The following is a 23,927-nucleotide window of genomic DNA, read 5'->3' on the forward strand; positions in this document are numbered from 1 at the left end:
GACAGCCCACCTCAAGCCCTCCTCCGCCCCGCCTCCACCCCGCCCCCGCCCCACCTCCCGCCCGCTCCCACCCCCGTAATTCACCCTGTCGTCACCCGGCGTTGAATCTCGCTCACTCCCGCGTTACCCATGAGGCGGAATTGTGCATGCCCATGACCGGTAGGCGACTGACCTCACTCCTCGCGTACGTCACGACAGCGGCGGCCGGAACGTCGCTGCTCACCGGCTGCGGCGTTCTCCCTGGGGCCACGGGGGGCTCCAGGGAGCCCGTCACCGTCATGACGTGGGCTCCTGACCAGACCCGCGCCACCAACATGCCCGGAATGCCCGCCATGGCCCAGGCCTACGCCCGCTGGGTCAACGCCAACGGCGGCATCGGCGGACACGAGCTCCGCGTCCTCACCTGCAACGAGCAGAACTCCAACGCCGGCGCCGCGGCCTGCGCCCGCCGCGCCGTCCACGAGGGCGCCGTCGCCGTCGTGGGCTCCTACAGCCAGCACGGACGCGCCTTCATGGCCCCGCTGGAGGCCGCCGGCATCCCGTACATCGGCGGCTACGGCATCTCCGAGGACGAGTTCACCAGCTCGCTCTCCTATCCCGTGAACGGCGGCCAGGCCTCCCTCATCGCGGGCAACGGCATCCAGCTCGCCGCGAGCTGCCGCAAGGTCTCGCTCGTGCGGCCGGACACCATCGCCGGCGACAAGCTGCCCGACCTGCTCAACTCCGGGCTGCGCAAGGCCAGTCACCGCAGCGCCGTCGACATCCCGGCCCTGGAGGACGCGGCCGAGTACACCGCCTCCGCCGACAAGGCCCGGCACCGGGCCGGCGACGAGGAGGGCTGCGTCACCGCCGTCCTCGGCGAACGCACCCAGACCTTCTTCGACTCCTTCCGCCGCCTTCCCGAGCGGGAGCGGAAGTCGGCGTCGTCGACGGAGGACGGCGGCGGCACCGTACGGATCTCCTCGGTCCTCGGCAGCGTCGGCCAGCCGCTCATCGACCGCACCGGCGGCGCCCACAGCCCCTTCGAGGGCGCCTTCGTCACCGGCTGGTACCCGGAGGCAGGCGACAAGGCCTGGGACCCGATGCGCAAGGTCATCAAGGAGCACGCCTTCGTCGACAACCGCGTCGACCCGACGGACCCGGGTGTACAGACGACCTGGATCGCGTACACCGTGCTCAAGCAGGTGATCGAGTCGCTCGACAGCGACAGGGTCAGCTCGCTGCAGCTGAGCCACGCGCTCGACCAGGGTGTGAGGATCGACACCGGCGGCCTGACGCCGCCGCTGCGCTGGCGCTACGACGATCTGCTCGGCGCCCGCGACTTCCCGCGGATCGTCAACCACGACGTGACGTTCCAGGTGGTACGGGACGGGCGCCTGGTGGCGCAGAAGCCGGGCTTCGTGGACGTGGGCGAGACGGTCCTGACCGCGCCGTAGGCGGTCAGGACCCGGCTTCCCGGCTCAGAGCTGGCTCTTGTCGCGCTTCGTCAGTCCGTACTTCTCGGCGGTCGGGTTCCACAGCCCGGCCGCCTCCTGCTTGGCGGTGGTCGCCTCGCCGCTCTTCTTGTTGGCCTCGACCGTCTGACCGGTGCCGCGGGCCTTGCCGCCCTTGCAGGCCTTCTTGCCCTTCATCTGGTCCGCCCAGGCCGCGTAGTGGTCGTCGGCGGACGCCGAGGCCTGCCAGGCCCGGGTGAGCGCGCCGGTGAGCGCGGAGCTGTTCGGGATCTGGTCGACGGTCAGCGCCTGGAGGCGGGTGACGAGGCCGCGGCGCTGCTCGGCGGCGCCGCGCAGGTCGCTCGCGGCCTGGTCGAGGTTGCTGCAGTTCTTGATCGACTCGACGGAGCGGATCACGGCGTCCCGGCTGTTGTTGCTGTCGGCGAGGAGCTTGTCGAGCGCCTGCGCCTGGGCGAGTGCCGGGTCGGCCGGCTTCTCGCTCGCGCCGGCGGACGGCGCGGCGGAGCTGGCGGCCACGTTCTGACCGCCCTTGTCGCCCGCTGTGTCCTTCTTGTCGTCGTCGCCGCCGCTGAGCAGCGCGCCCGCGCCGAGGCCGACCACGGCGCACGCGGCGACCACGGCCGCGATCAGGACGGCCGGCGACTTGCGGCGCGGCGGCTCGGGCTCGTCGTCGTAGTACGCCTCCTGGAAACCGCCGTACTGCTGCTGGGGCGGCTGAGGCGGCTGATGGTGCTGCGGCTGATGGTGCTGCTGCTGGTACTGCGGCTGCGGCGGCTGGTGCTGCTGATACTGCGGCTGCGGATGCTGCGGCTGCGGTACGGGCCCGGGGGCCTGCTGCGGGGTCTCGCTGCGGAACAGGTTGTCGAAGTCGGCCAGCGGCGGCCGCTCCTGCTGCACATGGGGCGGCTGCGGCGCCACGGGCGGCTGGGGCGCCTGCGGCGGTACGGGCGCCAGGTACTGCGTCGCCTGGGCGTCCGGGCCGCCCGGCGCCTGCCCCGGCACCGGACCGGCCACCGGCGGCAGGTACTGCGTGGCCTGCGCGTCCGCGGCCGGCGGGACGGGCGGCGCGGACTGCGGGGCCACCGGCGGCAGGTACTGCGTCGCCTGCGCGTCCGGCCCCGGATACCCGTACCCGGGCTGCGGCGACGCCGCCTGCGGGTAGCCGTAGCCCGGCGGCGGGGCCGCCGGCTGGGCCGGGATCGGCGGCAGGTACTGCGTCGCCTGCGCGTCCGACGGGCCACCCGGGGTCGCCTCAGGTGGGAGGGGCTGAGCGGCCGGATACTGCTGCTCCGGACCCTGTCCGCTGTGCGTCACCGGGACTCCTGTTGATGGACTGCTGGACCTGCCTACGGAATCGTCGGCTCACGCTACCGGGTGCACCCGGGCCCCCGCACACACGTCCGGGGTTCCTGTGACCCAGCTCCCTCCGGCCGCGATCCGACGGACGGACCCCGCCCGCGGCCCGCGTCCGCTCACGCCGCGTGCAGGTCCAGGCGCGCCCCGAACTCCCGCACCACCGCCTCTCCCGCGTACGGCTCCAGGCGTTCGCGCAGGTCGCCCAGATACTCCGCGCCCCGCGAGGACCGCAGCGTCCCGAGCAGCTCCAGGGCGCGGGTGCCGGTCTGGCAGGCCTGCTCCACCTCGCGCTGCTGGACCTGCGCGGCCGCCAGCAGCGCGAGCCCGATCGCCCGCCGCCGGGCCCGGCTCTCCGGGTGCCCGGCGAGCGACCGCTCGGCCGCCCGGGCCGCCTCCCGGGCCTGCCCGAGGTCACGGTGGCAGTGGGCCAGCTCGTCCGCGAGGTAGGCGTCGTCGAAGTGGGCGATCCAGTCCGGGTCGTCGCCCGACTCCGGATCGGCGCTCTCCAGGGCGTCCTCCGCCCGCGCGGCCACCCGGCCGAAGGCGTGCGCGTCACCGAGCAGCGCGTGCCCGCGGGCCTCCGCCGCGAGGAACATCGCCTCGGCCCGCGGCGGCACCTGGCCCCGCGCGCCCTCCTGCGCCGCCCGCGCCAGCTGCGCGATCTCCCGCGGATTGCCGAGCTGGGCGGCGAGATGGCTCATGGACGCGGCCAGCACGTAACCGCCGTAGGCCCGGTCGCCGGCCGCCTGCGCGAGCCGCAGCGCCTGGATGTAGTAGCGCTGGGCGAGGCCCGGCTGACCGGTGTCGACGGCCATGTAGCCGGCCAGCTCGGTCAGGCGCGCGACCGCCGCGAACAACTCCCGGCCGACGGGCTCGCGATAGGAGCCGGAGAGCATGCCCGACACCACGCTGTTGAGGTAGTGGACCACCACGGGCCGCACGTGTCCGCTGCCGAACTGCCGGTCCAGGTCGACCAGCGCGGCCGTCATCGACCGTACGGCCGCCACGTCCGAGGCCCCGACCCGCGACCCGGCCGACCGGGCCACCTGCGGGTCGGCGCCGGTGATCAGCCAGTCGCGGCTGGGCTCGACGAGCGCGGAGGCCGCGACCGTGGACCCGGACAGGAAGTCCCGCCGGCCCACGTCGCTGCGCCACAGCTCGCAGACCTGCTCGATCGCGCCGAGAACGGTGGGCGCGAACTGGAGGCCGACGCCGGAGGCCAGGTTGCGGCCGTTGGCCATGCCGACCTCGTCGATCGTGACCGTGCGCCCCAGCTTGCGGCCGAGCGCCTCGGCGATGACCCCGGGCGCCCGCCCGCGCGGCTGCTGCCCGCGCAGCCAACGCGCCACCGACGTCTTGTCGTACCGCAGGTCGAGGCCGCGCTCGGCGCCGACCATGTTGACCCTGCGGGCGAGGCCGGCGTTGGAGCACCCGGCCTCCTGAATGAGCGCCTGCAGCCGTTCGTTGGGCTGACGGGCGACGAGTGGCCTGGCTGCCATGATGACTACCCCCTGTGGCCGGTGCGGTGATCGGTCGTCCCCGCCGGCCGGTCAACGGGACCGGACGGCAGGACTGTTGGTCCGGGACTGGTGGGCCCCGGGCCGCTGACCCGGGACTGTGGATCACTTCCCGGCGGATATCCGGTCAATGCAGATGTGAACACGCGAAACCGGACACGTCGCCCGCGCCACCCTCCGTACGGCACGCCGCCGACGCCCCCACCTGCCGGTACCCGCTCGCCGCTCCCCGGCCCCTCGCGCGCCCCCGCCCGTGCACCCGTGCGCCCCGTATGCAGGATCGATGCGGCACACCGCTCCGCGCGGCGCCCGTAACCCCAGGTGACGGCGGGAGTTGAGTTCGACGTGGAAGAGACCATCGGAGTCACGGAAGCCGCACCCATCCCCAAGCAGCGAGGCGAGCAGCTGCTGGACAGCGCCGTGCGGTACGCGGAAGAGCGGCACTGGGACGTGGTCCCCGGGACCTGGCTGGAGTCGGCCGGAGGCAGGGCGGTCTGCTCCTGCGGCGTGGAGAAGTGCCCCGCGCCCGGCGCCCATCCGGCCCGGCCGGACTGGTCGACCCAGGCGACGGGCAGCGCCGTCGGCGCCCGGCGGATGTGGTCGAAGCAGCCGAAGGCGTCGATCCTGCTGCCGACCGGCCGCACCTTCGACGCGATCGAGGTGCCCGAGACCGCCGGCTTCCTCGCCCTGGCCCGGATGGAGCGGATGGAGCTGACGCTCGGCCCGGTGACCCGCACGCCCGACCGCCGGATGTTCTTCTTCGTGCTGCCCGGCGCCGCGACCAAGGTGCCGGACCTGGTGCGCAAGCTGGGCTGGCCGCCGGCCGCGCTCGACCTCGTGACCCGCGGCGAGGGCCATTACGTGGTGGCGCCGCCGACCCGGGTCGGCGGGAGCGGCGCGGTGCAGTGGGCGCGCCAGCCCACCGCCGTCAACCGCTGGCTGCCGGACGCGGAGGAGCTGATCAGCCCGCTGGCGTACGCGTGCGGGCGGGAGGCCGCGGCGGCCCGGGGCCGCTGACCCCTCCGGACCCGGGGCCGCCGGCCCGCGACGATCCGGCCGTCGGCCCGTCGGCCCCGGCCGTCGGCCCCGGCCGCCGGCCCGGGGTCTTTTGGCCATATGGCGCGAAGACGCTCAGCCGTAAGGTGGTGCCCGTCAATACGGGGACGACCGAAGGGTTGACGCAACATGCCTGACCAGGCATTTGACGGAGTGTTCGAAACGGCGGGCGCCGCACCGGGATCCGGTGCCGTGCCCGCCGTGCAGGTCGAGGGCCTGTGGAAGCGTTTCGGCCAGCAGATCGCGGTGAACGGGATCGATCTGGTCCTGCCCGCGGGCAAGTTCATCGGCCTCGTCGGCCCGAACGGCGCCGGCAAGACCACCACCCTCTCGATGATCACCGGCCTGCTGCGGCCCGACGCCGGGCGCATCCGGGTGGCCGGCCACGACGTGTGGGCCGATCCCGAGTCCGTCGCCCAGGTCAAGGCCCGGATCGGCATCCTGCCGGAGGGCCTGCGGCTCTTCGAGCGGCTCTCCGGCCGCGAACTCCTCGCGTACAGCGGCCGGCTGCGCGGACTGCCCGGCGCCGAGGTCGACAAGCGCGCGACCCAGCTGCTCGAGGTGCTCGACCTGGCCGGCTCCCAGCACAAGCTGGTCGTGGACTACTCGACCGGCATGCGCAAGAAGATCGGCCTCGCCGCGGCCCTGCTGCACAACCCGGAAGTCCTCTTCCTGGACGAGCCGTTCGAGGGCGTCGACCCGGTGTCCGCCCAGACCATCCGCGGCGTCCTGGAGCGCTACACCTCCTCCGGCGCCACCGTCGTCTTCTCCAGCCACGTCATGGAGCTGGTGGAGTCGCTGTGCGACTGGGTCGCCGTGATGGCGGCGGGCCAGATCCGCGCGCAGGGCCCGCTGGAGCAGGTGCGGGGCGCCGCCCCGTCCCTCCAGGCGGCGTTCCTGGAGCTGGTCGGCGCGCACGGCCGGGACACCGGCGAGTCCCTCGACTGGCTGGGCGGTTCGGCCCGATGACCACAGCGTCCTCCGTGGCGGCGCCCTCCCTCACCTCCGTCTTCGTACGGCTCAAGCTGTCGCTCCTGAAGAACGGCCTGAAGCAGTCCGGCGGCCGGACCGCCGCCTACATCGCCTCGGTCGTCCTCGCCGCCGTCTTCGCCGCCCTCCTGCTGCTCGGCGCCGTCCTGCTGCGCGGCGACGCCGACGCGGCGACCGTCACCGTGCTGCTCGCCGCCGTCGTGGCGCTCAGCTGGACGGTGATGCCGCTGTTCGTGCCGAGCGGCGACGAGACCCTCGACCCGTCGCGGCTCGTGATGCTGCCGCTGCGGCCCCGGCCGCTGGTGCGGGCGCTGCTCGTGGCGTCCCTGGTCGGCGTCGGCCCGGTCTTCACCCTGTGCCTGACGGTCGGCGCGGCGCTCTCGGTCGCCCAGGGCGCCGCCGGCGTGGCCTTCGCCGTGCTCGCCGTACCGCTCGTCGTGCTGACCTGTGTGGCGCTCTCCCGCTCGGTGGCCGCCGCCAACGTCCGGCTCCTGACCTCCCGCAAGGGCCGCGACCTGGCCGTGCTCTCCGGCCTGGTGATCGCGGTCGGCATGCAGCTGGTCAACTTCGGCGCCCAGCGCCTGACCCGGTCCGGCGCCGGGCTGTCCTCGCTGGAGCCGGCGGCCGACGTGATCGGCTGGCTCCCGCCGGCCTCCGCCGTGTCCGCGATCGACGCGGCCGGCGCCGGCGACTACGCGGTGGCCGCGGCCAAGCTGCTGATCACCGCGGCCGCGCTGGTCGGGCTCGTCTTCTGGTGGCAGCGCAGCCTGGTGCGTCTCATGGTCGAGCCGGACGGCTCGACCATCGGCGCCGCCGCCGACTCCGCCGCCAAGGACAAGGCCTCCTCGGGCCTGCTGGGCCGGCTCCTGCCGGGCGGGCGCACGGGCACCGTGATGGAGCGCAGCCTGCGCTACATCTGGCGCGACCCGAAGACGAAGGCGGCCTGGGTGACCTCGCTGGCCATCGGCGCGATCGTGCCGCTGTTCAACGCCCTCCAGGGCACCGGCACGGTGTACTTCGCGTGCTTCGCCTCGGGCATGCTCGGCATCCAGATGTACAACCAGTTCGGCCAGGACACCTCGGCCTTCTGGATGGTGGCGCAGACCATCTCGACGACGGCCGACGCGTACGCGGAGCTGCGCGCGCGGGTCTTCGCGCTGCTGACGGTCACCGCGCCGTACACCGTCCTGGTGACGGCGGCGACGGCCGCGGTGCTCGGCGCCTGGAGCAGGCTGCCGGAGGCGCTCGGCGTCGCGTTCGCGCTGCTCGGCGCGATGATGGCGACGGGCGCGTTGGCCTCGGCGAACTTCCCGTACTCGATCCCGCAGGACAGCGCGTACAAGAACGTGGCGCCGGGCCAGGGCGGGCTCGCCTGGATCTCGATCTTCGGCGGCATGCTCGCCTCGGCGCTGCTGTGCGCCCCGGTGATCGCCCTGACGCTCTTCCTCCACCTCGCGGACCACCGGTCGATGCTGTGGGTCCTGCTCCCGGTCGGCGCGCTGTACGGCGCGCTGATCGCCTGGGGCGGGCTGCGGATCGCGGCGCCGCGGCTGGCGAAGCGGCTGCCGGAGATCCTGGCGGCGGTGAGCAAGGGCTAGGGCCGGGGCCCGGGCCTCGCGATGGGCGAGGCGCTGGGCCCCGGGCCTGGCGCTGGGCCCGGGCCCGGCGCCGGTGTGGGGCGGGTGCGGCCGAGACGGTCGCACCCGGCCCAATCCGGACGATCATGCGCGCGGCGGACTGCTCCAAGGTCGAACGAATTCGCGATCGTCGCAGGTCGGCAGGTTGTTCGAGCTTGGACGGACGGCCGTGTACGACGCCGGGAAGGCCCTTTGGGGAGCGGACCGGAAGGGGAGGCACCGCCTACGAGCTGCCCGAACGACCAGTCGGTCGGGTCCGGATCCGCACGCACGGCCGGAAAGCGGCGGACGGATGTGCGATCACCCTGAGCGCCGACAAGACTCCGATGCGCAGCCGATCGGCTCGCATCCTGAGATTGTCGACCCCGCGAAAGGGATATTCCGTGCGTTACTTCCGAACCCTCGGCGCGACCGCCTTCGCCACCGCGACCGGCCTCGCCCTCGTCGGTACCGCTCTCACCGGCTCCGGCACCGCCGAGGCCGCGCCCACGAGCCTGTACCCGCCGTCGGCCCTCGTGCTCACCATCGGTCACGGCAGCCACCCCAAGACGGCCACGGTCGTTCGCGCCGTCACCCTGACCTGTTCCCCGGCCCCGGCAGGCAGCCACCCGGCGGCCGCCGAGGCCTGTGACGAACTCGCGGCGGCGAACGGCGACTTCGGCCGCCTCACGGTCTTACGGGACGGCCACCCCTGCACCCGCGAGTGGAACCCGGTCACGGTCACCGGCGACGGCGTCTGGCAGGGCCGCCGGGTCAGCTGGACGGCCACCTACGGCAACGCGTGCGAGCTGCGCGCCCGTACGGCCGAGAGCACGGTCTTCGCGTTCTGAGGACCCGCGGCCGGCTCACGGGCCCTCAGGGATCCTCCGGCATCGCCGGGAGGCCGCTCTCGATGACGCAGCCCCGCCCGTCCGGCGCCACCGCGTGCGTCCGGCTGTCGCCCGGGGACCCCGAGGGCGCCGGCGCGCTCGGGGCTCCGGACGGGCCGGAGGCGGAGGGGCAGGGCCGCTCCTCCTCCGCCGTGGAGCCGCCGGGGCCCTTCGCGTCGCCGCAGCCGGTCAGCGCGCACAGCAGCACGGCGGTGACGAGGACGAGTGCGGCGCGCGCCATCGGGAGCCCTTCGGTCGCCGGCCGGTGGCTAATAGGTGGAGTACTTGGTGAACGCGTCGCCGACCCAGGTCGCGAAGTAGGGCGAGCGCATCTCGGTCGGGTTGTCCTTGTTGTTGACGTTGCTGTTCACGCCGTTGACCCAGCCGCTGTAGTAGACGTTGTCGTCCTTGCCGAAGATCCAGGGCCCGCCGCTCGATCCGCCGGTCATGTTGCACGGCATCTTGATCTGGTCGGTGGTGAAGATGCTGCGCTGGGAGGTCGTGGCGGCGCAGTAGTACTGCCACTGGCCGTCGAAGGGCGCGGCCTGCGGATAGCCCATGGACGTCATGTAACGGTCCTTGGGGTGGTTCCACTGGATGCCGAGGCCGCCGACGGCGTTGACCAGCTCGCCGCCGGAGTTCGGCGAGGTGATGACGATGCCGAGGTCGTAGCCGAAGTTGCCGTTCTGAAGAAGACCTTGCCCACGACCTGCGTCGCGGTGACCGCGATCTTGATCCCGCCGGGCGCGACGGCCGTGCCGGCCACCGGGTCGGATCCGGTCGCCGCCGGGCCGGTCGGCTTCTGCGGCGCGGGAGCGGGCGCGGGAGCGGCGCCCGGCCTGGCGGCGCGGGCCGCCGGGTCGGCAGGCACGGCCTTGGCCATCCGCTCGGGAGTCCAGTACTGCGCCGTCCGGGCGGCCGCGGTGGCCGGAACGGCGTGTTCGACGGCGGTGGACGGCGCGACGGCCGTCTTGGCCGGGGCGGCCTCGGCCGCCTGCGACACGGCGGCGGCGGGGAAGAGCAGCAGAGCGGCCGCGGCGGCGACACCGGCGGCGAAGGACGGACGTCTGTGGCGTATGCCCAACACGTGATACCTCGATCTCCGTTGCTGGCATGGACACGCAATGCTCGGTAGCCGCGTGACGGCCCGTCAACGCGGAGTGAGAGGAATGGCCGGTTCGCCCGTGCGTTTTTCGGCCGCCCGCACCCCCGGAAGACGTAAAGGATCAAGACCCGTAGGCTCGGCCTTTCCTGCCGTTTTCGCCCTGGGGGGCCGTCACGTGATCAAGCTCGCTACCACCGTCAGACCCACGCTCGTCGCCGCCGCCCCGCTCGACAACGCGGCGGCCGTCGCGCAGTCGGTGTACTGGGAGTCCGTCGACCAGCTCTGGTACGTCTGCCAGCTCGACAGCACCGTCGCCGACCAGACGCGGCTCATCGTGTCCCGGTTCACGGCCGACGGCGTGCCGAAGGACAAGATGTACGTCGAGAAGGCGGGGCACGGCGCCAACATCGGCGTCGAGCGCAGCGACGCCGGAACGTTCCTGTGGACCGACGCGCTGCCGAACGGCGGCTGGGCGACCGGCATCGCGCGGATCCCGTACGTCGCGGGCAGCACCGTCGACACCACGGCCCCGACCACGACGACCTTCAAGCCGCGCACCGGCGTGTACCGGGTCTCGGCGACCATCGACCCGACCCGGCGGCAGCTGATCTACCGCTGGCAGTCGAACGACATCGCATCCAAGGACGCGGTCGGCGGCTTCGACCGCTACGACCTGGCGACCGCCGCCACCGGCATGTTCCAGCGGCTGCAGTCGGTGGCGTTCGGCGCCTCCGGCAAGACGCTCCAGGGCTACACGAGCCTGGGCGACCACGTCTACCAGTTCTACGGCGACCAGGAGGTCGACAACGCGACGGTGACCTGCACCGACTGGGCCTCCGGCGCGCTGCTCCAGTCGCAGCCGATCACCGACTTCGCCGGCCTCAACAACCGCGAGCCCGAGGGCCTGTGCGTGTACGAGACCGCGCCGGGCGACCCGGCGGCCACGGTGGCCTTCGCCATCGCCGCCAAGCCGGCCACCGGGCGGCAGATCAACATCGCCCGCTTCCCGCACGCCGGGACGAGCCCGTGGACCGAGGTCCCCTTCGACACCGCGCTCTACGCGCCGAACAGCCCCAACTACCTGCCCCAGTTCCGCATCGACGGCGACCAGGTGTACGTGCACTTCTCGCTGTCCAAGCTGACCGTGCCGCCCGCCACGACGACGCCCGCGTGGGGTGCGACGGAGACGCTCTTCACGCTCCCGCCGCGCGCCAGGCCGAACCGCACCCAGCGGCTCGTGGGCGTGGTGAGCGGCTCGAACATCAGCGACGACACGCTGACGGTGCGGTTCGAGGTGACGACGGACGGCAGGGTGACCCTCTTCGACCCGCGGAACCTGGTCGGCTGGGTCGGCGGCGACTTCTCCTTCTGGCTCGTCTGAGGCGCCAGGCGTCTAGGTCGTTTCCGTCGAGACGGCCTAGCGGTGACGTCCGATCAGGCCGTCGAGCAGTGCGGCGGCCTGGTGGCGGACCTTCGGGTCGGTGCGGCCCGGCTCGCTCAGGGCGAGCGGGCTGGGCAGGGCGACGGCCGAGGGATGGAGCACGGCCGGGTAGCGGCGCGGGTCGACGCGCCGGGCCCGTACGTCCTCCTCGGTCGCGTACGTGACGTCGTAACCGGCCTCCTCCAGCCACTGGCAGGCGCTGGTGTCCGCGCCGAAGTCCTCCGGCAGGCCGAGGCCGGGATACGGGCGCCGGCCGGCGTAGCTGAGCGGGACGACGGCCAGGACGTCGGAGCGGCGGGCCGGTTCGCGCACGACGAAGGGCGTGAAGGCCCGGTAGCCGTCGGCGGAGGTCAGGACGGCGAGGTGCAGGCCGGAGACCCAGGTGTGCGGGACCGTGAGCTTCCAGCCGCGGCCGACCGGGACGTCGGCGGCGGTGTGGAGCAGCCGGGAGCGGGCTCCGCCGTAGTGGCCGAAGCGGTGGATCTCGATCGCGCAGGTGGCGGCGGTGCGGCCGGAGACGTTCAGGGTGAGGCTCTCGTCGGGCGTGACGGAGGCGGCGGACGCGTACGCCTGGATCTGCGGCGCGCGGAGGTCGACGCCGCGGCTCTCGCCGGCGCCGACGGCCCAACGCCCGCTGCCTTCGGCGCGGTTCTCCCGGACGACCGGGTTGTCGGCGGCGCCCGGTCCGGCCGGGCGCGGCGGCTCGGCGGCGGCGGCGCCCGGGGCGGCGGCCGCCCAGAGTCCGGTGGACGCGGCTCCCGCCGCGATGAGGACCGTACGGCGGGACGGCTCGGACACGGATCGACCTCCGGTTGTCATGGAGCGATCATCGTACGGCGATCGTGGAGGGAAGCGGCGGGTCCGCCGGGGAACGGCGGGCCGGTCAGGACGTGAGGGCTCCGTCGAGGAACGGCTCCACGGCCTCCCACCACGCGTCGGCGTGCTCGTAGTGCAGGAGGTGGCCGGCGTCCGGGATCTCCGCGTAGACCCCGCGCGGCAGGACGCGGACCATCTCCTGGGCCTCGGCGCGGCCCAACTCGCCGTCCAGACCGCGCAGGACCAGGGTCGGGCAGCGGACCTGGGCGAGGGAGTCCCAGTGGGCGTCGTGGACCCAGGTCTCCCGGGAGGTGAGCATCTGGGCGGGCTCGAAGACCGGGCGCCAGCCGTCGTGGTGCTCGCTCATCACCTCGGCGAAGAACGCGCCGCGCGCCGGGCGCGGGCGCTCCACCCAGGGATCGTCCTCGCCGAACCACTGCCGGACCGCGTCGAGCGAGGCGAAGGGCAGCGGCCAGCGGCGGAACCAGTCCTGCCACTCGCGCTGGGACGCGGCGCCGAGCGCCGAGGCCCGCATGTCGCAGATGACGAGCGCGCGGACCAGGTCGGGCCGCTCGGCGGCCAGCTGCCAGGCGGTGAGCGCGCCCATCGAGTGGCCGACGAGGGTCACCGGGCCGAGGCCCAACTGCTCGACGGCGGCGGCCGCGTCGGCGACGTACGCCTCGCGCGTGAAGGAGCCGGCCGCGGGCTTCTCGCTGTGGCCGTGGCCGCGCTGGTCGAGGGCGACCGTGCGGTGGCGCGGGGCGAGCCGGCGGGCGGCGGAGGCCCAGTGGGAGGCCCTGCCCATCAGGCCGTGGAGGAGTAAGACGCCGGAGCCGCCCTGCGGGGCGGTCTGCTCCGTGAAGTCCCACGCCGCCAGGCGTACGCCGTCGGCTCCCGTGACGTCGAGTCGTCGCACCATGCTGCTCGGCACCCCCTCTTTTCCTGACCCGTGGCCCGGAGGCCACGTGGAACTGCGCCAGACTATCGAACCTGTATTCGAAAATGCGCTTCTGCCGCTCAACACCCCACGTTCGAGTGACAGCGCTCAAGGATTGACGGCCGCGGCCGAGGGGAGATCTTCAACGGGAGGCGGACCGCTCGGGGAAATCGGTCCGAAGGGGATGACCCTGGGAGCTCGGGGCTCCGGGTCAGCGCAGGGGAGGACGGACCCCGGCGCCGCAAGGCGCCGGGGTTCACTGTCGCTCGGAGCGCACGCTCCGGCGGACGCTCCGGCGGACGCTTCGTATGAAGGACGGCCCTCATCCCACCAGCGTGGCACGGGAGGTGCCTCGGGCGCGGTGATTCCGCCGTAAAACGGGCCCCAAGACCCGGCCTAGTCGGCCGGCTTCACGTCGGGCGCCGGGCCGGGAGCCGCGCCGGGCCCTGCGTCGGATGTCACGTCGGGTGCGGTGTCCGGCCTCGCGTGGAGGATCTCGCGGGCCTGTTCGGCGGCGCGGGCGATGCTCTCGGAGACGAAGTCCAGGAAGCGGGCGATGTTCTCCAGGCGGGCGGCGGCCGGAGTGCCGGGGACGAGGACGTCGACGCCCTGGCGCGCGATCTCCACTATCTGGGCGGTGGAGCGGGCGCTGGCCATCATCGACTGGTACCAGACGTCGTCGTCGACGACGTAGCGCTCGCGGCGGCGCTCGTCGCGCTCCCGGCGGACGAGGCCCTGACTCTCGAGGAACGCGATCGACTTGGACACGGACGCCGGGCTGACCTGGAGCCGCTGGACGAGGTCGGCCGCCGTGAGGCTGCCGGAGTCGGAGAGGGTGAGGCAGGACATCACCCGGGCGGTCATCCTGGGCATGCCCGAGGCCATGACGACGCTGGTGAACGTCTCCTCGTACTCGCGCACGGCCTCGGCGTCGCGGCCATAGGCCTGGCGCGGCACCTCGCCTCCCCGGGGCGCGGCCGGCTTGCGCCGGTGGGCGCGACGCTCGGTGGCGCGGTGGGCGAGGTCGGCCCGGTAGGCGGTGGGTCCGCCGTTGCGCATGACCTCGCGCGTGATCGTGGAGGTCGGGCGGTCGAGGCGCCTGGCGATCTCCGCGTAGGCGAGGCCGTCCGCGAGCCCCAGCGCGATCTGCTGGCGTTCGGACTGGGTGAGTCTGCCTCCCGGCATCGCGCTCTCCTCCTGACGATCCTGACGATCCCCACGGCCTGCCGTCCGTGGCGGCGCCAGCATAGCGTTCACCTTCATTTCATTGCAACGAGCGGCGTGGCGCGCGTTGCATTATGCGCGTGATCATTGCAATGAAATCCGCGCCTTCACCTGCGAGGACTGGTATTTGACGCAACGAATGCGTTGCCAGAAGCTCGAACGCAACGTAGCTTTTCCGTTGTCAGAAACAAGAAACGCACCGCCCGACAGCTACCTGGGAGACCGACATGAAGTCCTTCGCCACCACCGCCCCGATCGCCGCCGTCCTCGACGTTCCGGCCGGCCGGATCCGCTTCGTCGCCACCGACCGCACCGACACCACCGTCGAGGTCCTGCCCGCCACCGCCGGCAAGAGCCGCGACGAAAAGGCCGCCGAGCAGACCACCGTCACCTACGCCGACGGCGTCCTGCGCATCACGGCACCGGCCGCCGACAACCAGCTCTTCGGCGCCTCCGGAGCGGTCGAGATCACCGTCCAGCTGCCGGCCGGCTCCCGCGTCGAGGCGAGGACGGCCGCCGCCGAGCTCCGCGGCGTCGGACGCCTCGGCGACGTCGCCTTCGAGGGCGCGTACCGCGAGATCAAGATCGACGAGGCGGCGAGCCTCCGCCTCAGCGCCACCGACGGCGACATCGAGATCGGCCGGCTCGGCGGCTCCGCCGAGATCACCACCGAGCGCGGCGACATCCGCGTCGCCGAGGCCCTGGGCGGCTCGGTCGTGCTCCGCACCCGCTCCGGCGACATCGCGATCACCGCCGCGGCGGGCGTCTCGGCCACCCTCGACGCCGGCACCGACCACGGCCGCGTCAGCAACGCCCTGAAGAACGACGGCTCCGCCGGGCTCGACATCCGCGCCACCACCACCCGCGGCGACATCACCGCCGTCAGCCTCTGACCCGCCTTCAGCCTCTGACCCGCGGCCCGCACGGGCCCTCTCCTCCCCTCGCCTTCTCCCGCCTCGCCTTCTCCCGCCTCGCCTTCCAAGGAGCGCACACCATGTCCCACACCGTCACCGCGCAGGACCGCCCGGAGCTGCGCAAGATCCTCCAGGAGATCGTCGACTCCGGCTTCACCGGCGTGCAGCTGCGGGTGCGCGACGAGCGGGGCGACTGGGCCGCCAGTGCCGGTCTGAGCCAACTGGGCGAGAGCGCCGCGCCACCGGTCGACGGTCACGTCCGGATCGGCAGCAACACCAAGACCTTCGTCGCGACCGTGGTGCTGCAGCTGGTGGCCGACGGCCTGATCGGGCTCGACGCCCCGGTCGCCGGTCACCTGCCCGAGTTCGGCCTCGACCCGCGGATCACCGTACGGATGCTGCTGCAGCACACCAGCGGGATCTTCAACTTCACCGGCGAGTACTACGAGGACGGGAGCGTCGCGCCCGGCATTCCCTGGCAGGGCAAGGAGTGGCTGGACAACCGGTTCAGGACCTACCGGCCCGAGGAGCTCGTCCGGCTCGCCCTGTCCAAGCCCGCGCGGTTCGAGCCGGGCGCCGACTGGAGCTACTCCAACACCAACTACGTACTCGCCAGACTGCTGATCGAGAAGGTCACCGGCCGCCCGGTGGCCGAGGGGATGCGGCAGCGGATCCTGGAGCCGCTCGGCCTGACGGGCACGGTGGCGCCGACCACCGAACCGGACGTGCCCGAGCCGCACGCCCACGCCTACTACCGCTACGAGGACGGGACCGCGGGCGGGGACGGCGCCCGGGAGACGACGGTCGACGTCACCCGGCAGAACCCGTCCTGGATCTCCAGCGGCGGCGACATGATCTCGACCACCAAGGACCTGCAGACCTTCATCTCCGCACTCGTCGGCGGCCGGCTCCTGCCGGCCCGGCTGCTGGCCGAGATGTGCGCCCCACACCCCAAGGCGGGCTACGGCCTCGGCGTCTTCGTCCAGGACACGGAGGGCGGCGGCACCGTGATCACCCACAACGGCGGCTTCGCCGGCCACGCGGCGCTGATGTACAGCACGCCCGACGGCAGCCGGGTCCTGACCGTCGCCCTGAACTACGTGGACGACACGGCGATGTCCCTCGCCGAGCCGTTCCAGAAGGCGACGGCGGCCCTCCTCAAGGAGGTGTTCGGAAACTGAGGCGCAGGAAGAACAGGAAGCACGGAAGGTCAGCAAGAACGCGAACCGGCCGCGGGGGGGGGGGGGCCCCCCCCCGCCCCCCCCCCCCCCCCCCGGGGGGGGGGGCCCCCCCCCCCCCCCCCCCCCCCGCGGCCGGTCCATGGGACGGGACGCCCGACAACGCCTGTCCGGACGCCCTCGAGAAAGCCCTAGCGCTTGGCGACGAAGACGTGCGCCGCGACCTCGCTGTCCAGCTCGGCCGCCTCACCGCTGCTGCCCACCAGGACACCGCCCGGCGACTCGGTCACCGACACCACGGAACCGGGCTGCACGCCCGCGCGGCGCAGCGTGTACATCAGCTGGGCGTCCGTCTGGATCGGCTCGCCGATACGGCGGACGATCACCGTCTTGCTCTCGCCACCCGCGTCCAGGTCGGCGAGCGAGACCATCGAGTCGTCCAGGAACGACTCCGTCTCGGCCTTCTCGCCCAGCTCCTCCAGGCCCGGGATCGGGTTGCCGTACGGCGACTCCGTCGGGTGGCGCAGCAGCTCCAGGACGCGACGCTCCACGGCCTCGCTCATCACGTGCTCCCAGCGGCACGCCTCCGCGTGGACCTGCTCCCACTCCAGGCCGATCACGTCGACGAGCAGGCACTCGGCGAGCCGGTGCTTGCGCATGACGCGGGTGGCGAGGCGGCGGCCCTCGTCCGTGAGCTCCAGGTGCCGGTCGCTGGCGACGGCCACCAGACCGTCGCGCTCCATGCGGGCCACCGTCTGGCTCACGGTCGGACCGCTCTGGTCCAGCCGTTCGGCGATCCGGGCGCGCATGGGGACCACACCTTCCTCCTCCAGCTCAAGGATGGTGCGGAGATACATCTCCGTGGTGTCGATCAGTCCGGACATACGTGCCCCTCGATGAGTCGTGCGCTGGCCCTGCACCAATTCTGACGCATCGCACCGACAACCGGGGTGCTCCGGTGCGAGGCGGTATTGACAGAGCAATGGTCCAGACCGCACCGTGATCCGCGACCACGACGAGAAGGAGTCGCCGCCATGGGCGAGAGCAAGCTGGCCGGACAGTTCTTCGACGCCGCCATCGGCCTGCTCCAGAAGGTGCGGGACGAGGACGCGGCGGACATCGCGGCCGCCGGCACCGCCATCGCCGAGGCCGTCGCCGCGGGCGGCCGGCTCTTCGCCTTCGGCGCGGGGCACTCCTCGCTCGCCGCCCAGGACGTGGTCTACCGGGCCGGCGGCCTCGCCCTGATGAACCTGCTGGCCGTGCCGGGTGTCGTCGGCGTCGACGTGATGCCGGCGACGCTCGGCTCGGCCCTGGAGCGGGTCGACGGACTGGCGGGCGCCGTCCTCGACTCCTCACCGGCGCGGGCCGGCGACGTCCTGGTCGTGATCTCCCTGTCCGGCCGCAACGCCCTGCCGGTCGAGATGGCGATGAACGCGCGCGCCCTCGGCCTGACCGTGATCGGCGTGACCTCGGTGGCGTACGCGACGGAGACGAAGTCCCGGCACGTCTCGGGCTCCTATCTGAAGGACCACTGCGACATCGTCCTCGACTCCAAGATCGCCGTCGGCGACGCGGAGCTCACCCACGAGGGCATCGAGGCGCCCTTCGCGCCCGCCTCCACGGTCGTCACCAGCGCCCTGATGCAGGCCGTGATGGCGGCGGCGGCCGAGGAGATGGTCCGGCTCGGCATCGAGCCGCCGCTGCTGCGCTCGGGCAACGTGGACGGCGGCCACGAGTGGAACGGCCGGGTCATGACCGAGTACGCGGACCGGATCTTCTTCCGGCACTGAGCGGGCGGCCCGGACCGCCGGTCCTGATCACCGGCCCTGATCACCGCTCTGACCGGCGGCCCTGATCTCCGGCCCTGATCTCCCCGGCCCGAAATGACCGACGGCGGGGCCGTGGCGAGTTCTCGCCGCGGCCCCGCCGTCGTGTGTGCGGGATGCCGGGTCCTACGAGACGTAGTAGCCGGCGACGTCCGCGAGCAGGTCCACGGAGCCGTTCTTGTTGTAGAAGCTCACCTTGCCGTTCACCACGGGCACCACGACCAGGTTGGGGATGGTGGTCCCGGCGGTGAAGTTGAGGTTCGACGCGGAGGTGCGGGTCGTGCCGTCCGGGTAGACGGAGACGAAGCTGCCCGCCGTCGGCGCGACCGCCGTGACGTTCAGGACCACGGCCGTGACGCCGGAGTCCGGAATGCCGCCCTGCCCGGCCACCTGGAGCGTGATGGTCTGCCCCGCTCCCACCTTCGCCTTGGCCACGCCGAGCCCGGTCCGGGTGTCCATGAGCCGGGTCGGAGTGACCGCCTTGTACGCCGAGCCCGTCCCGTCCGTGGTGAAGTAGCCGGCCACGTCGGCGAGCAGGTCGACGCCGCCGTTGTGGTTGTAGAAGGTCACCTTGCCGTCGGCGCCGACGGGCACCACCACGAGGTTCGGGATGGTCTGGCCGGCGGTGAAGTTGAGGTTCGACGCCGAGGTGCGGGCCGTGCCGCTCGGATAGACGGAGACGAAGCTGGCCGCCGTCGGCGCGGTCGCGGTCACGTTCAGGACCACGCCGGTGACGCCGGCCGCCGGCACCCCGCCCTGCCCGGTCACCTGCAGCGAGACCGTGCCGGCCGCGCCGACCTGCCCCTTGCGGACGCCGAGCCCGGACCGGGTGTCCATCAGCCGGGTCGGAGTGACGGGCTGGTAGGTGGCTCCCGAGCCGTCGGTGACGTAGTAGCCGGCGACGTCCGCGAGCAGGTCCACGGACCCGGCCTTGTTGTAGAAGGAGACCCTGCCGTTGACGACGGGCACGACCACCAGGTTCGGGATGGTCTGGCCGGCCGTGAAGTTGAGGTTCGACGCGGAGGTGCGGGCCGTGCCGTCCGGGTAAACGGAGACGAAGCTGCCCGCGGTGGGCGCGGTCGCGGTCACGTTGAGCACGACCGCGCCGACGCCGGAGGCGGGCACCGGGCCCTTGCCGGCGACCTGGAGCGTCACGGTCTCGCCCGCCCCGACCTTGCCCTTGCGCACGCCCAGACCCGAGCGGGTGTCCATGAGCCGGGTCGGAGCGACCGCCTTGTAGGTGCCGAGACCGGCCGTGGCGGGCGGGGTGACGGTGAAGGTGCCGCGCGGGTACTCGTAGCTGTCCCGGACGATCACGCTCATGTTCCAGGTGCTCTCACCGACGGACCGCAGATCGAGGGTCGCCGTGAGCGTGCGGGCGTCCGGGGACACGGAGACCGTGGTGGCCGTGAGCGTCTGGGAGCCGCTGGTCAGCCGGACGGAGTCCTTCATGGACAGGGACGTGCCGGTGACGGTGAGCGTGGCGACCTTGCCGCCCTGCGCGGAGGTCGGCGAGACCGTCCCGACGGTCGTGTTCTCCGTGCCGCACATCGTCGACCAGCAGTCGAGCCGCGTGCTGTAGTCCGTGACCGGCGCCTTCTCGGGCAGGCCGAGGACGAAGGTGCTGGGCGACGGGTCGCGCAGGCCGCCCGACTCGTCCAGATAGCACTGGTAGGCGCCGGCGGTGCCCTGGCCGTAGCAGTTGTTGTCACCGCTCGCGTCGTACAGCGACGGCACGGCGGTGTCGCTGCGGCCCGCGGTGTCCGTGACCGTCAGGTTGAAGCGGTCGCGGGCGGCGGTGGGCAGCGCGAGGCAGGTCGCCGTGTGCTGCTCGTCGAGCCGGCCGGCGATCGGCCCGTACCCGAAGGCGATGTTCGGGACCTGGGTGCACTCCGCGGCCGGACCCGACGGCGTGCCGATGCGGAACGCGTCGAAGCGGTAGGTGTCGGCGGCCTTGCGGTTGGCCGGGACGTACACCACGACCTGGTAGCTGGTCGACCCGGTGACCGCGCAGGCCCGGTTGCGGTAGCCGCAGGTGGCGACGCCGTTGCCCTTGGCGTCGTACGCCAGGATGTTTGCCGTGCCGAGCGGGTCGCGGACGTCCAGGTGCAGCCGGTCACCGGCGGCGCCGGTGGTCACCTGACGGCAGAACAGCACGTTGGAGACGCCCAGGGTGCCGGCCGAGGACGGCCCGCCGACCGGCGTCGCCGGGTTCGCCTCGCAGCCCTTCGCCGCCGCGGTCACGTCCCGGCGGGTGAGCGTGTACGACGCGGTGGCGTCGCGGCCCACGAACAGGACGGTGTGGGCGACGCCCGGCGTCAGCGCGCAGGTGTTCCAGCTGCCGTAGTTCGTCGCGCCCTGGCAGACCTGCTTGCCGCTGGTGTCCAGGATCGAGAACTGGGCGGCCGGCGCCCCGAGGGCCCCGCCGACCTGCACGTTCTCGCTGATGGAGTGCGCGTCGGCCGGGATGGTCAGGCAGCGCGAGAAGACGCCGCCGCCGGTGGTGGGACGGGCGCTCGCGCTCGTCGCCGTGAAGTCGCCGGCCGGGAAGACCGGGCAGTCGTTGACCGTGTCCGTGCGGTACAGCACCAGACGGTAGGCGCCGGTCGGCGGCAGGATGTCGTCGGTGGAGACCAGCGCGCGGTACGGGCCGGGGCCGGTCAGGACGCAGGTGCCCTGGATCAGCGAGTCGTCGCCGCAGACGTAGGTGCCGTCCGCCTTCACGACGGTGATGTCGGGGCGCGGCTCCGGGCCGCCGGTCGGCTTGAGGATCGCCAGGTGGGCGTTCTCGGGCAGCGGCAGCGTCAGGCAGTCGATCTCGCCGGCGACGGCGAACGTGCCGTCGACCTGGCCGAGCGCGGTGCTCCGGCAGCCCTCGTCCGACGCCTTCTCGAGGATCAGGGTCGGGTCGCCGGTGGTCACCGTGTACGTGGTGCCGGCCGTCAGCGTGCAGAGTTCCCAGGTCGTGCAGACCGTGCCGCCCTGCTTGTCGTAGACCGTCAGATGGCTGCGCTGCCCGTCCGGCTGGGCGACGCCGAACACGTCGTACGTGCCGGTGCGCGGCACGGTGAAGGTCTTGCAGCCGGTGGCCGGGGAGACCACGGTCGGGCCGGAGCCGTAACCGTTCACGGGGACGGTCGCGCAGCCCTCGGGATCGGAGAGCCGGCGGATCTTCATGGTGTACGCGGCGGGGAAGCCGCCCTCGACGTCGCCGACCTGCGCGAGCAGCCGGTACGGGCCCTCACCCGGCAGCACGCAGCCGTCCTGGCCCGCGACCCACTCGCAGATCGGGCTTCCCGTGCCGTCGGTGATCCAGGCAGACGCGTTGCCGTACTTGACGGTCGTGAACTCGTGGACGACGCGGTCGCCCGGCTTGGCCGTGAACGGCCAGCAGAGGACGCCGAGCGGGCTGGCGGCCGTGCCCGTGAGGGGCTCCTGGTCCCAGGACGTGCCCGCCTCCGGGAGGCAGCCTTCGGTGCCGGCGACCGGTGTGACGCTCACCCGGGCCGTCTCGTCGGGGTCGATCGAGGCGTTGTCCAGACGCAGCGTGAAGGCTCCCGAGCGGGGCAGCTTGCACCAGCCGGCGCCCCACTTGTAGTCGTAGCAGTCGATCCAGGTCTCACCGTCGAAGACGGTGGCCCTGGTCTCGTAGCGCGCGTCGAGGATCACCCGGTGCAGGCCGGACTTCTCGGCGGTGAAGGTGAAGCAGGCGCTGCCGTTGCCCGGGAGCGAGGCCTTGCCGACGGCCGCGCCCGGATCGCCGTACGGCGCGAGGGCGAGCGGGGCGCAGTCCTCCGCGTCCGGTGCCTCGGCCGCGGGCGGGGCGGGCTTCTCGGCGCGGGAGGCCGCGGCGGCCGTCGGGGCAGCGGTCGCGGGGGCCGTCGGAGAAGCCGTCGCGGGAGCCGTCGGGGAAGCCGTGGCAGACGCCGTCGGGGATGCCGTCGGCGCGGCGGCGGGCAGCTCGGCCGCCTGGGCCGCGCCGGTCGAGAAGACCGGCAGCAGCAAGGACAGCACGAGTGTGAGTGCGGAGATGAGCGCGGTGTACGGCGCGGATCCGCGCGCCGTACACGAAGGTCGTGGCATGGACCGGTCCCCCCGGAGCGGTGACGTTCGTGGTTTCGCCGCGATGATCGCACAACTGAACGACACCACGTTCCGGGTTTTCCACAGGCCCCGGTCAGGCCGGCCGGCCACCCCACTCCGCCGCCACGTCCAGCGAGGCCGCCACCCGCGCCGCGACCGTCTCCGCGTAGTCCGCGTCGTCGCGTTCGAAGGGCGGGCGGGACGGGGAGCGCAGGAAGGTGGCGACGCCGAGGGTGCGGGCCCGGGCGCGCAGCGGCAGGCACAGGGCGTGGGCCGTGGCGGGTGGCCAGAAGCGGTCGGCGGGCGGCGCGCTGGTGCGGGTGGGGCCCGGGCGGGTGAGGGCCTGGAGGGCCGGATGGGCCGGCGGATAGCGCAGCGGGATGCCCGCGGCGGCGACGGGAGCGACCGGCCCGGGCGCGCCGATCGGCGTGGCGAGGGCCCGGACCAGGCGGCCGTCGCCGGTGGCCCGGTCGACCAGGACGTGGTCGGCGAAGCCGGCCAGGGCGAAGTCCAGGAGGACGGCGGCGGCCCGCACCGGGTCCTCGCACTCGGCGGCGGCGGCGCCCGCGCGGTGCAGCTGGCTCCAGCGGAACCGCAGCCGGTCCGCCTCCTGGTCGGCCAGGCGGTGCCCGGTGACGTCCTGGAAGAGCAGCCCCACGCCCAGCGGGACGGGCTCGCCTCCCTCGGCGAGCGGCGAGTCGAGCCGTACGAACGCGCAGCGCCAGCAGCGGCGGCGCTCGCCGCCCCGCTCGCCGCCCCGGTCGCCGCCCCGGTCGCCGCGACCGCCACCGCCACCGCCACCGCCACCGCCGCCGCGCAGGCTCACCCACACGTCGGCCGGTTCGGCGGGCGAGCCGGCGGCCAGGACGTGCTGGAGGGCGCTCTCCAGCTCGGCGGCGCCCGGCCCTTCGACGAGTTCGCCGAGCGGCCGGCCGAGGAGCGCGCCGCGGGAGGCGCCGAAGGCGCGGGCGGCGTAGCCGTTGACGACGGCGGGGCGCAGGTCGACGTCGACGAGGACGACGCCCCAGGCGGCGTCCGCGAACAGGGCCTCGCTGAGCCCGAGGGACCGCTCGAGGCCGATCTGGACGTGCACCTCGCTGAACGCGCAGTAGACGCCGGCCGGCCGGCCGTCGGCGTCGCGCACGCCCGCCGTCTGGGCACGGACGAGGATCCGGCCGCCGTCCTTGCGCAGCAGCGCGAACTCGTGCACCTGGCGGCCCGGTTCGGCGGTCGCGCGCAGCAGCCGGGCCAGGATGTCGTCGGCGTCGGCGCCGCGCGCCGCCCAGCCGTCGAGGCCACGCCGGCCGACGGCCTCGCGGGCGCTCCAGCCGAGGATCCGCTCGGCCTCGCGGTTCCAGTGGGTGACGGTGCCGTCGGCGTCGAGCGCACACAGCGCCGCGTCCATCCCGTCGAGCAGGGCGGCGAGCAGAACGGCCCCGGAAAGCCCGGGAACGCTCGCCGTGTCGGCCGTCTCACGCGCAGAGCCACTCATGCGGGCACCCCCCGGGCATCATTCAACTGGAA

At 73.3% G+C, this 23,927-nt stretch carries 20 protein-coding genes; 10 read left to right on the plus strand and 10 right to left on the minus strand.

The window, feature by feature from the left end; genetic code table 11:
* The first annotated feature begins 152 nt into the window (after positions 1-152).
* The gene (locus ACIGO8_RS17065; RefSeq protein ID WP_399730517.1) at positions 153-1,436 is read left to right on the plus strand and encodes an ABC transporter substrate-binding protein; all 1,284 of its coding nucleotides are present in this window, start codon (positions 153-155) and stop codon (positions 1,434-1,436) included.
* Positions 1,437-1,460: 24 nt separating this feature from the next.
* Here the strand turns inward: ACIGO8_RS17065 and ACIGO8_RS17070 are convergent, their stop codons facing one another.
* Positions 1,461-2,768: a hypothetical protein gene (locus tag ACIGO8_RS17070; protein ID WP_399730520.1), complete on the minus strand. Its 1,308-nt coding sequence runs from the start codon at positions 2,766-2,768 to the stop codon at positions 1,461-1,463.
* A 158-nt stretch (positions 2,769-2,926) separates the two neighbouring features.
* Positions 2,927-4,309, minus strand: coding sequence for a transcriptional regulator (locus ACIGO8_RS17075; RefSeq protein ID WP_399730523.1), 1,383 nt, complete (start codon positions 4,307-4,309; stop codon positions 2,927-2,929).
* A gap of 363 nt (positions 4,310-4,672) precedes the next feature.
* On the opposite strand from ACIGO8_RS17075, the gene ACIGO8_RS17080 reads away from it, so the two are divergent.
* The 4 genes from ACIGO8_RS17080 (at position 4,673) to ACIGO8_RS17095 (ending at position 8,840) form a co-directional block, all read left to right on the plus strand.
* Positions 4,673-5,344, plus strand: a complete 672-nt coding sequence (locus ACIGO8_RS17080) for a bifunctional DNA primase/polymerase (protein WP_399730525.1) — start codon at positions 4,673-4,675, stop codon at positions 5,342-5,344.
* Positions 5,345-5,512: 168 nt separating this feature from the next.
* Positions 5,513-6,352 carry an ABC transporter ATP-binding protein gene (locus ACIGO8_RS17085; RefSeq protein WP_399730527.1) on the plus strand — a complete coding sequence of 280 codons (840 nt, stop codon included), beginning with the start codon at positions 5,513-5,515 and terminating at the stop codon, positions 6,350-6,352.
* Positions 6,349-7,971 (plus strand): transporter, encoded by a 1,623-nt coding sequence (locus ACIGO8_RS17090; RefSeq protein WP_399730530.1) that lies wholly within the window; start codon positions 6,349-6,351, stop codon positions 7,969-7,971. The genes ACIGO8_RS17085 and ACIGO8_RS17090 overlap by 4 nt, the downstream gene beginning before the upstream one ends.
* A 422-nt stretch (positions 7,972-8,393) precedes the next feature.
* Positions 8,394-8,840, plus strand: a complete 447-nt coding sequence (locus ACIGO8_RS17095) for a subtilase-type protease inhibitor (RefSeq protein WP_399730532.1) — start codon at positions 8,394-8,396, stop codon at positions 8,838-8,840.
* A gap of 25 nt (positions 8,841-8,865) precedes the next feature.
* Here ACIGO8_RS17095 and ACIGO8_RS17100 read toward each other — a convergent pair whose 3' ends face one another.
* Positions 8,866-9,120, minus strand: a complete 255-nt coding sequence (locus ACIGO8_RS17100) for a hypothetical protein (protein WP_399730535.1) — start codon at positions 9,118-9,120, stop codon at positions 8,866-8,868.
* Between the two features lie 28 nt (positions 9,121-9,148).
* Positions 9,149-9,448 carry a hypothetical protein gene (locus ACIGO8_RS17105; RefSeq protein ID WP_399730538.1) on the minus strand — a complete coding sequence of 100 codons (300 nt, stop codon included), beginning with the start codon at positions 9,446-9,448 and terminating at the stop codon, positions 9,149-9,151.
* 129 nt (positions 9,449-9,577) lie between these two features.
* On the opposite strand from ACIGO8_RS17105, the gene ACIGO8_RS17110 reads away from it, so the two are divergent.
* Complete coding sequence (locus ACIGO8_RS17110; protein ID WP_399730540.1) at positions 9,578-9,970, plus strand: hypothetical protein; 393 nt, start codon at positions 9,578-9,580, stop codon at positions 9,968-9,970.
* A 189-nt stretch (positions 9,971-10,159) separates the two neighbouring features.
* Positions 10,160-11,365, plus strand: a complete 1,206-nt coding sequence (locus ACIGO8_RS17115; protein WP_399730542.1) for a hypothetical protein — start codon at positions 10,160-10,162, stop codon at positions 11,363-11,365.
* Positions 11,366-11,401: 36 nt separating this feature from the next.
* Here the strand turns inward: ACIGO8_RS17115 and ACIGO8_RS17120 are convergent, their stop codons facing one another.
* The 3 genes from ACIGO8_RS17120 to ACIGO8_RS17130 form a co-directional block, all read right to left on the minus strand.
* Complete coding sequence (locus tag ACIGO8_RS17120) at positions 11,402-12,223, minus strand: N,N-dimethylformamidase beta subunit family domain-containing protein (protein WP_399730545.1); 822 nt, start codon at positions 12,221-12,223, stop codon at positions 11,402-11,404.
* A gap of 85 nt (positions 12,224-12,308) precedes the next feature.
* On the minus strand, positions 12,309-13,160 hold the full coding sequence (locus ACIGO8_RS17125) for an alpha/beta fold hydrolase (RefSeq protein WP_399730548.1): 852 nt from the start codon (positions 13,158-13,160) through the stop codon (positions 12,309-12,311).
* Positions 13,161-13,574: 414 nt separating this feature from the next.
* Positions 13,575-14,363 carry a helix-turn-helix domain-containing protein gene (locus ACIGO8_RS17130; RefSeq protein WP_399730551.1) on the minus strand — a complete coding sequence of 263 codons (789 nt, stop codon included), beginning with the start codon at positions 14,361-14,363 and terminating at the stop codon, positions 13,575-13,577.
* A gap of 266 nt (positions 14,364-14,629) precedes the next feature.
* Here ACIGO8_RS17130 and ACIGO8_RS17135 point away from each other — a divergent pair, with 266 nt between their 5' ends.
* Both ACIGO8_RS17135 and ACIGO8_RS17140 read left to right on the plus strand, forming a co-directional pair.
* Positions 14,630-15,295, plus strand: a complete 666-nt coding sequence (locus ACIGO8_RS17135; protein WP_399730554.1) for a DUF4097 family beta strand repeat-containing protein — start codon at positions 14,630-14,632, stop codon at positions 15,293-15,295.
* Positions 15,296-15,396: 101 nt separating this feature from the next.
* Positions 15,397-16,497, plus strand: a complete 1,101-nt coding sequence (locus ACIGO8_RS17140; protein WP_399730557.1) for a serine hydrolase domain-containing protein — start codon at positions 15,397-15,399, stop codon at positions 16,495-16,497.
* A gap of 188 nt (positions 16,498-16,685) precedes the next feature.
* On the opposite strand, the gene ACIGO8_RS17145 is transcribed toward ACIGO8_RS17140, so the two are convergent.
* Positions 16,686-17,378: a metal-dependent transcriptional regulator gene (locus tag ACIGO8_RS17145; protein ID WP_399730560.1), complete on the minus strand. Its 693-nt coding sequence runs from the start codon at positions 17,376-17,378 to the stop codon at positions 16,686-16,688.
* Positions 17,379-17,528: 150 nt separating this feature from the next.
* Here ACIGO8_RS17145 and ACIGO8_RS17150 point away from each other — a divergent pair, with 150 nt between their 5' ends.
* Positions 17,529-18,284 (plus strand): SIS domain-containing protein, encoded by a 756-nt coding sequence (locus ACIGO8_RS17150; RefSeq protein WP_399730563.1) that lies wholly within the window; start codon positions 17,529-17,531, stop codon positions 18,282-18,284.
* A 162-nt stretch (positions 18,285-18,446) separates the two neighbouring features.
* On the opposite strand, the gene ACIGO8_RS17155 is transcribed toward ACIGO8_RS17150, so the two are convergent.
* Together ACIGO8_RS17155 and ACIGO8_RS17160 are read right to left on the minus strand one after the other, a co-directional pair.
* Complete coding sequence (locus ACIGO8_RS17155) at positions 18,447-22,403, minus strand: hypothetical protein (protein WP_399730566.1); 3,957 nt, start codon at positions 22,401-22,403, stop codon at positions 18,447-18,449.
* A gap of 94 nt (positions 22,404-22,497) precedes the next feature.
* A complete protein-coding gene (locus ACIGO8_RS17160) occupies positions 22,498-23,895 on the minus strand; it encodes a PAS domain-containing protein (RefSeq protein ID WP_399730569.1) in 1,398 nt (465 codons plus the stop codon).
* Positions 23,896-23,927: the final 32 nt, after the last annotated feature.

Source organism: Streptomyces sp. NPDC053493 (assembly GCF_044544825.1).
GTDB lineage: Bacteria > Actinomycetota > Actinomycetes > Streptomycetales > Streptomycetaceae > Streptomyces.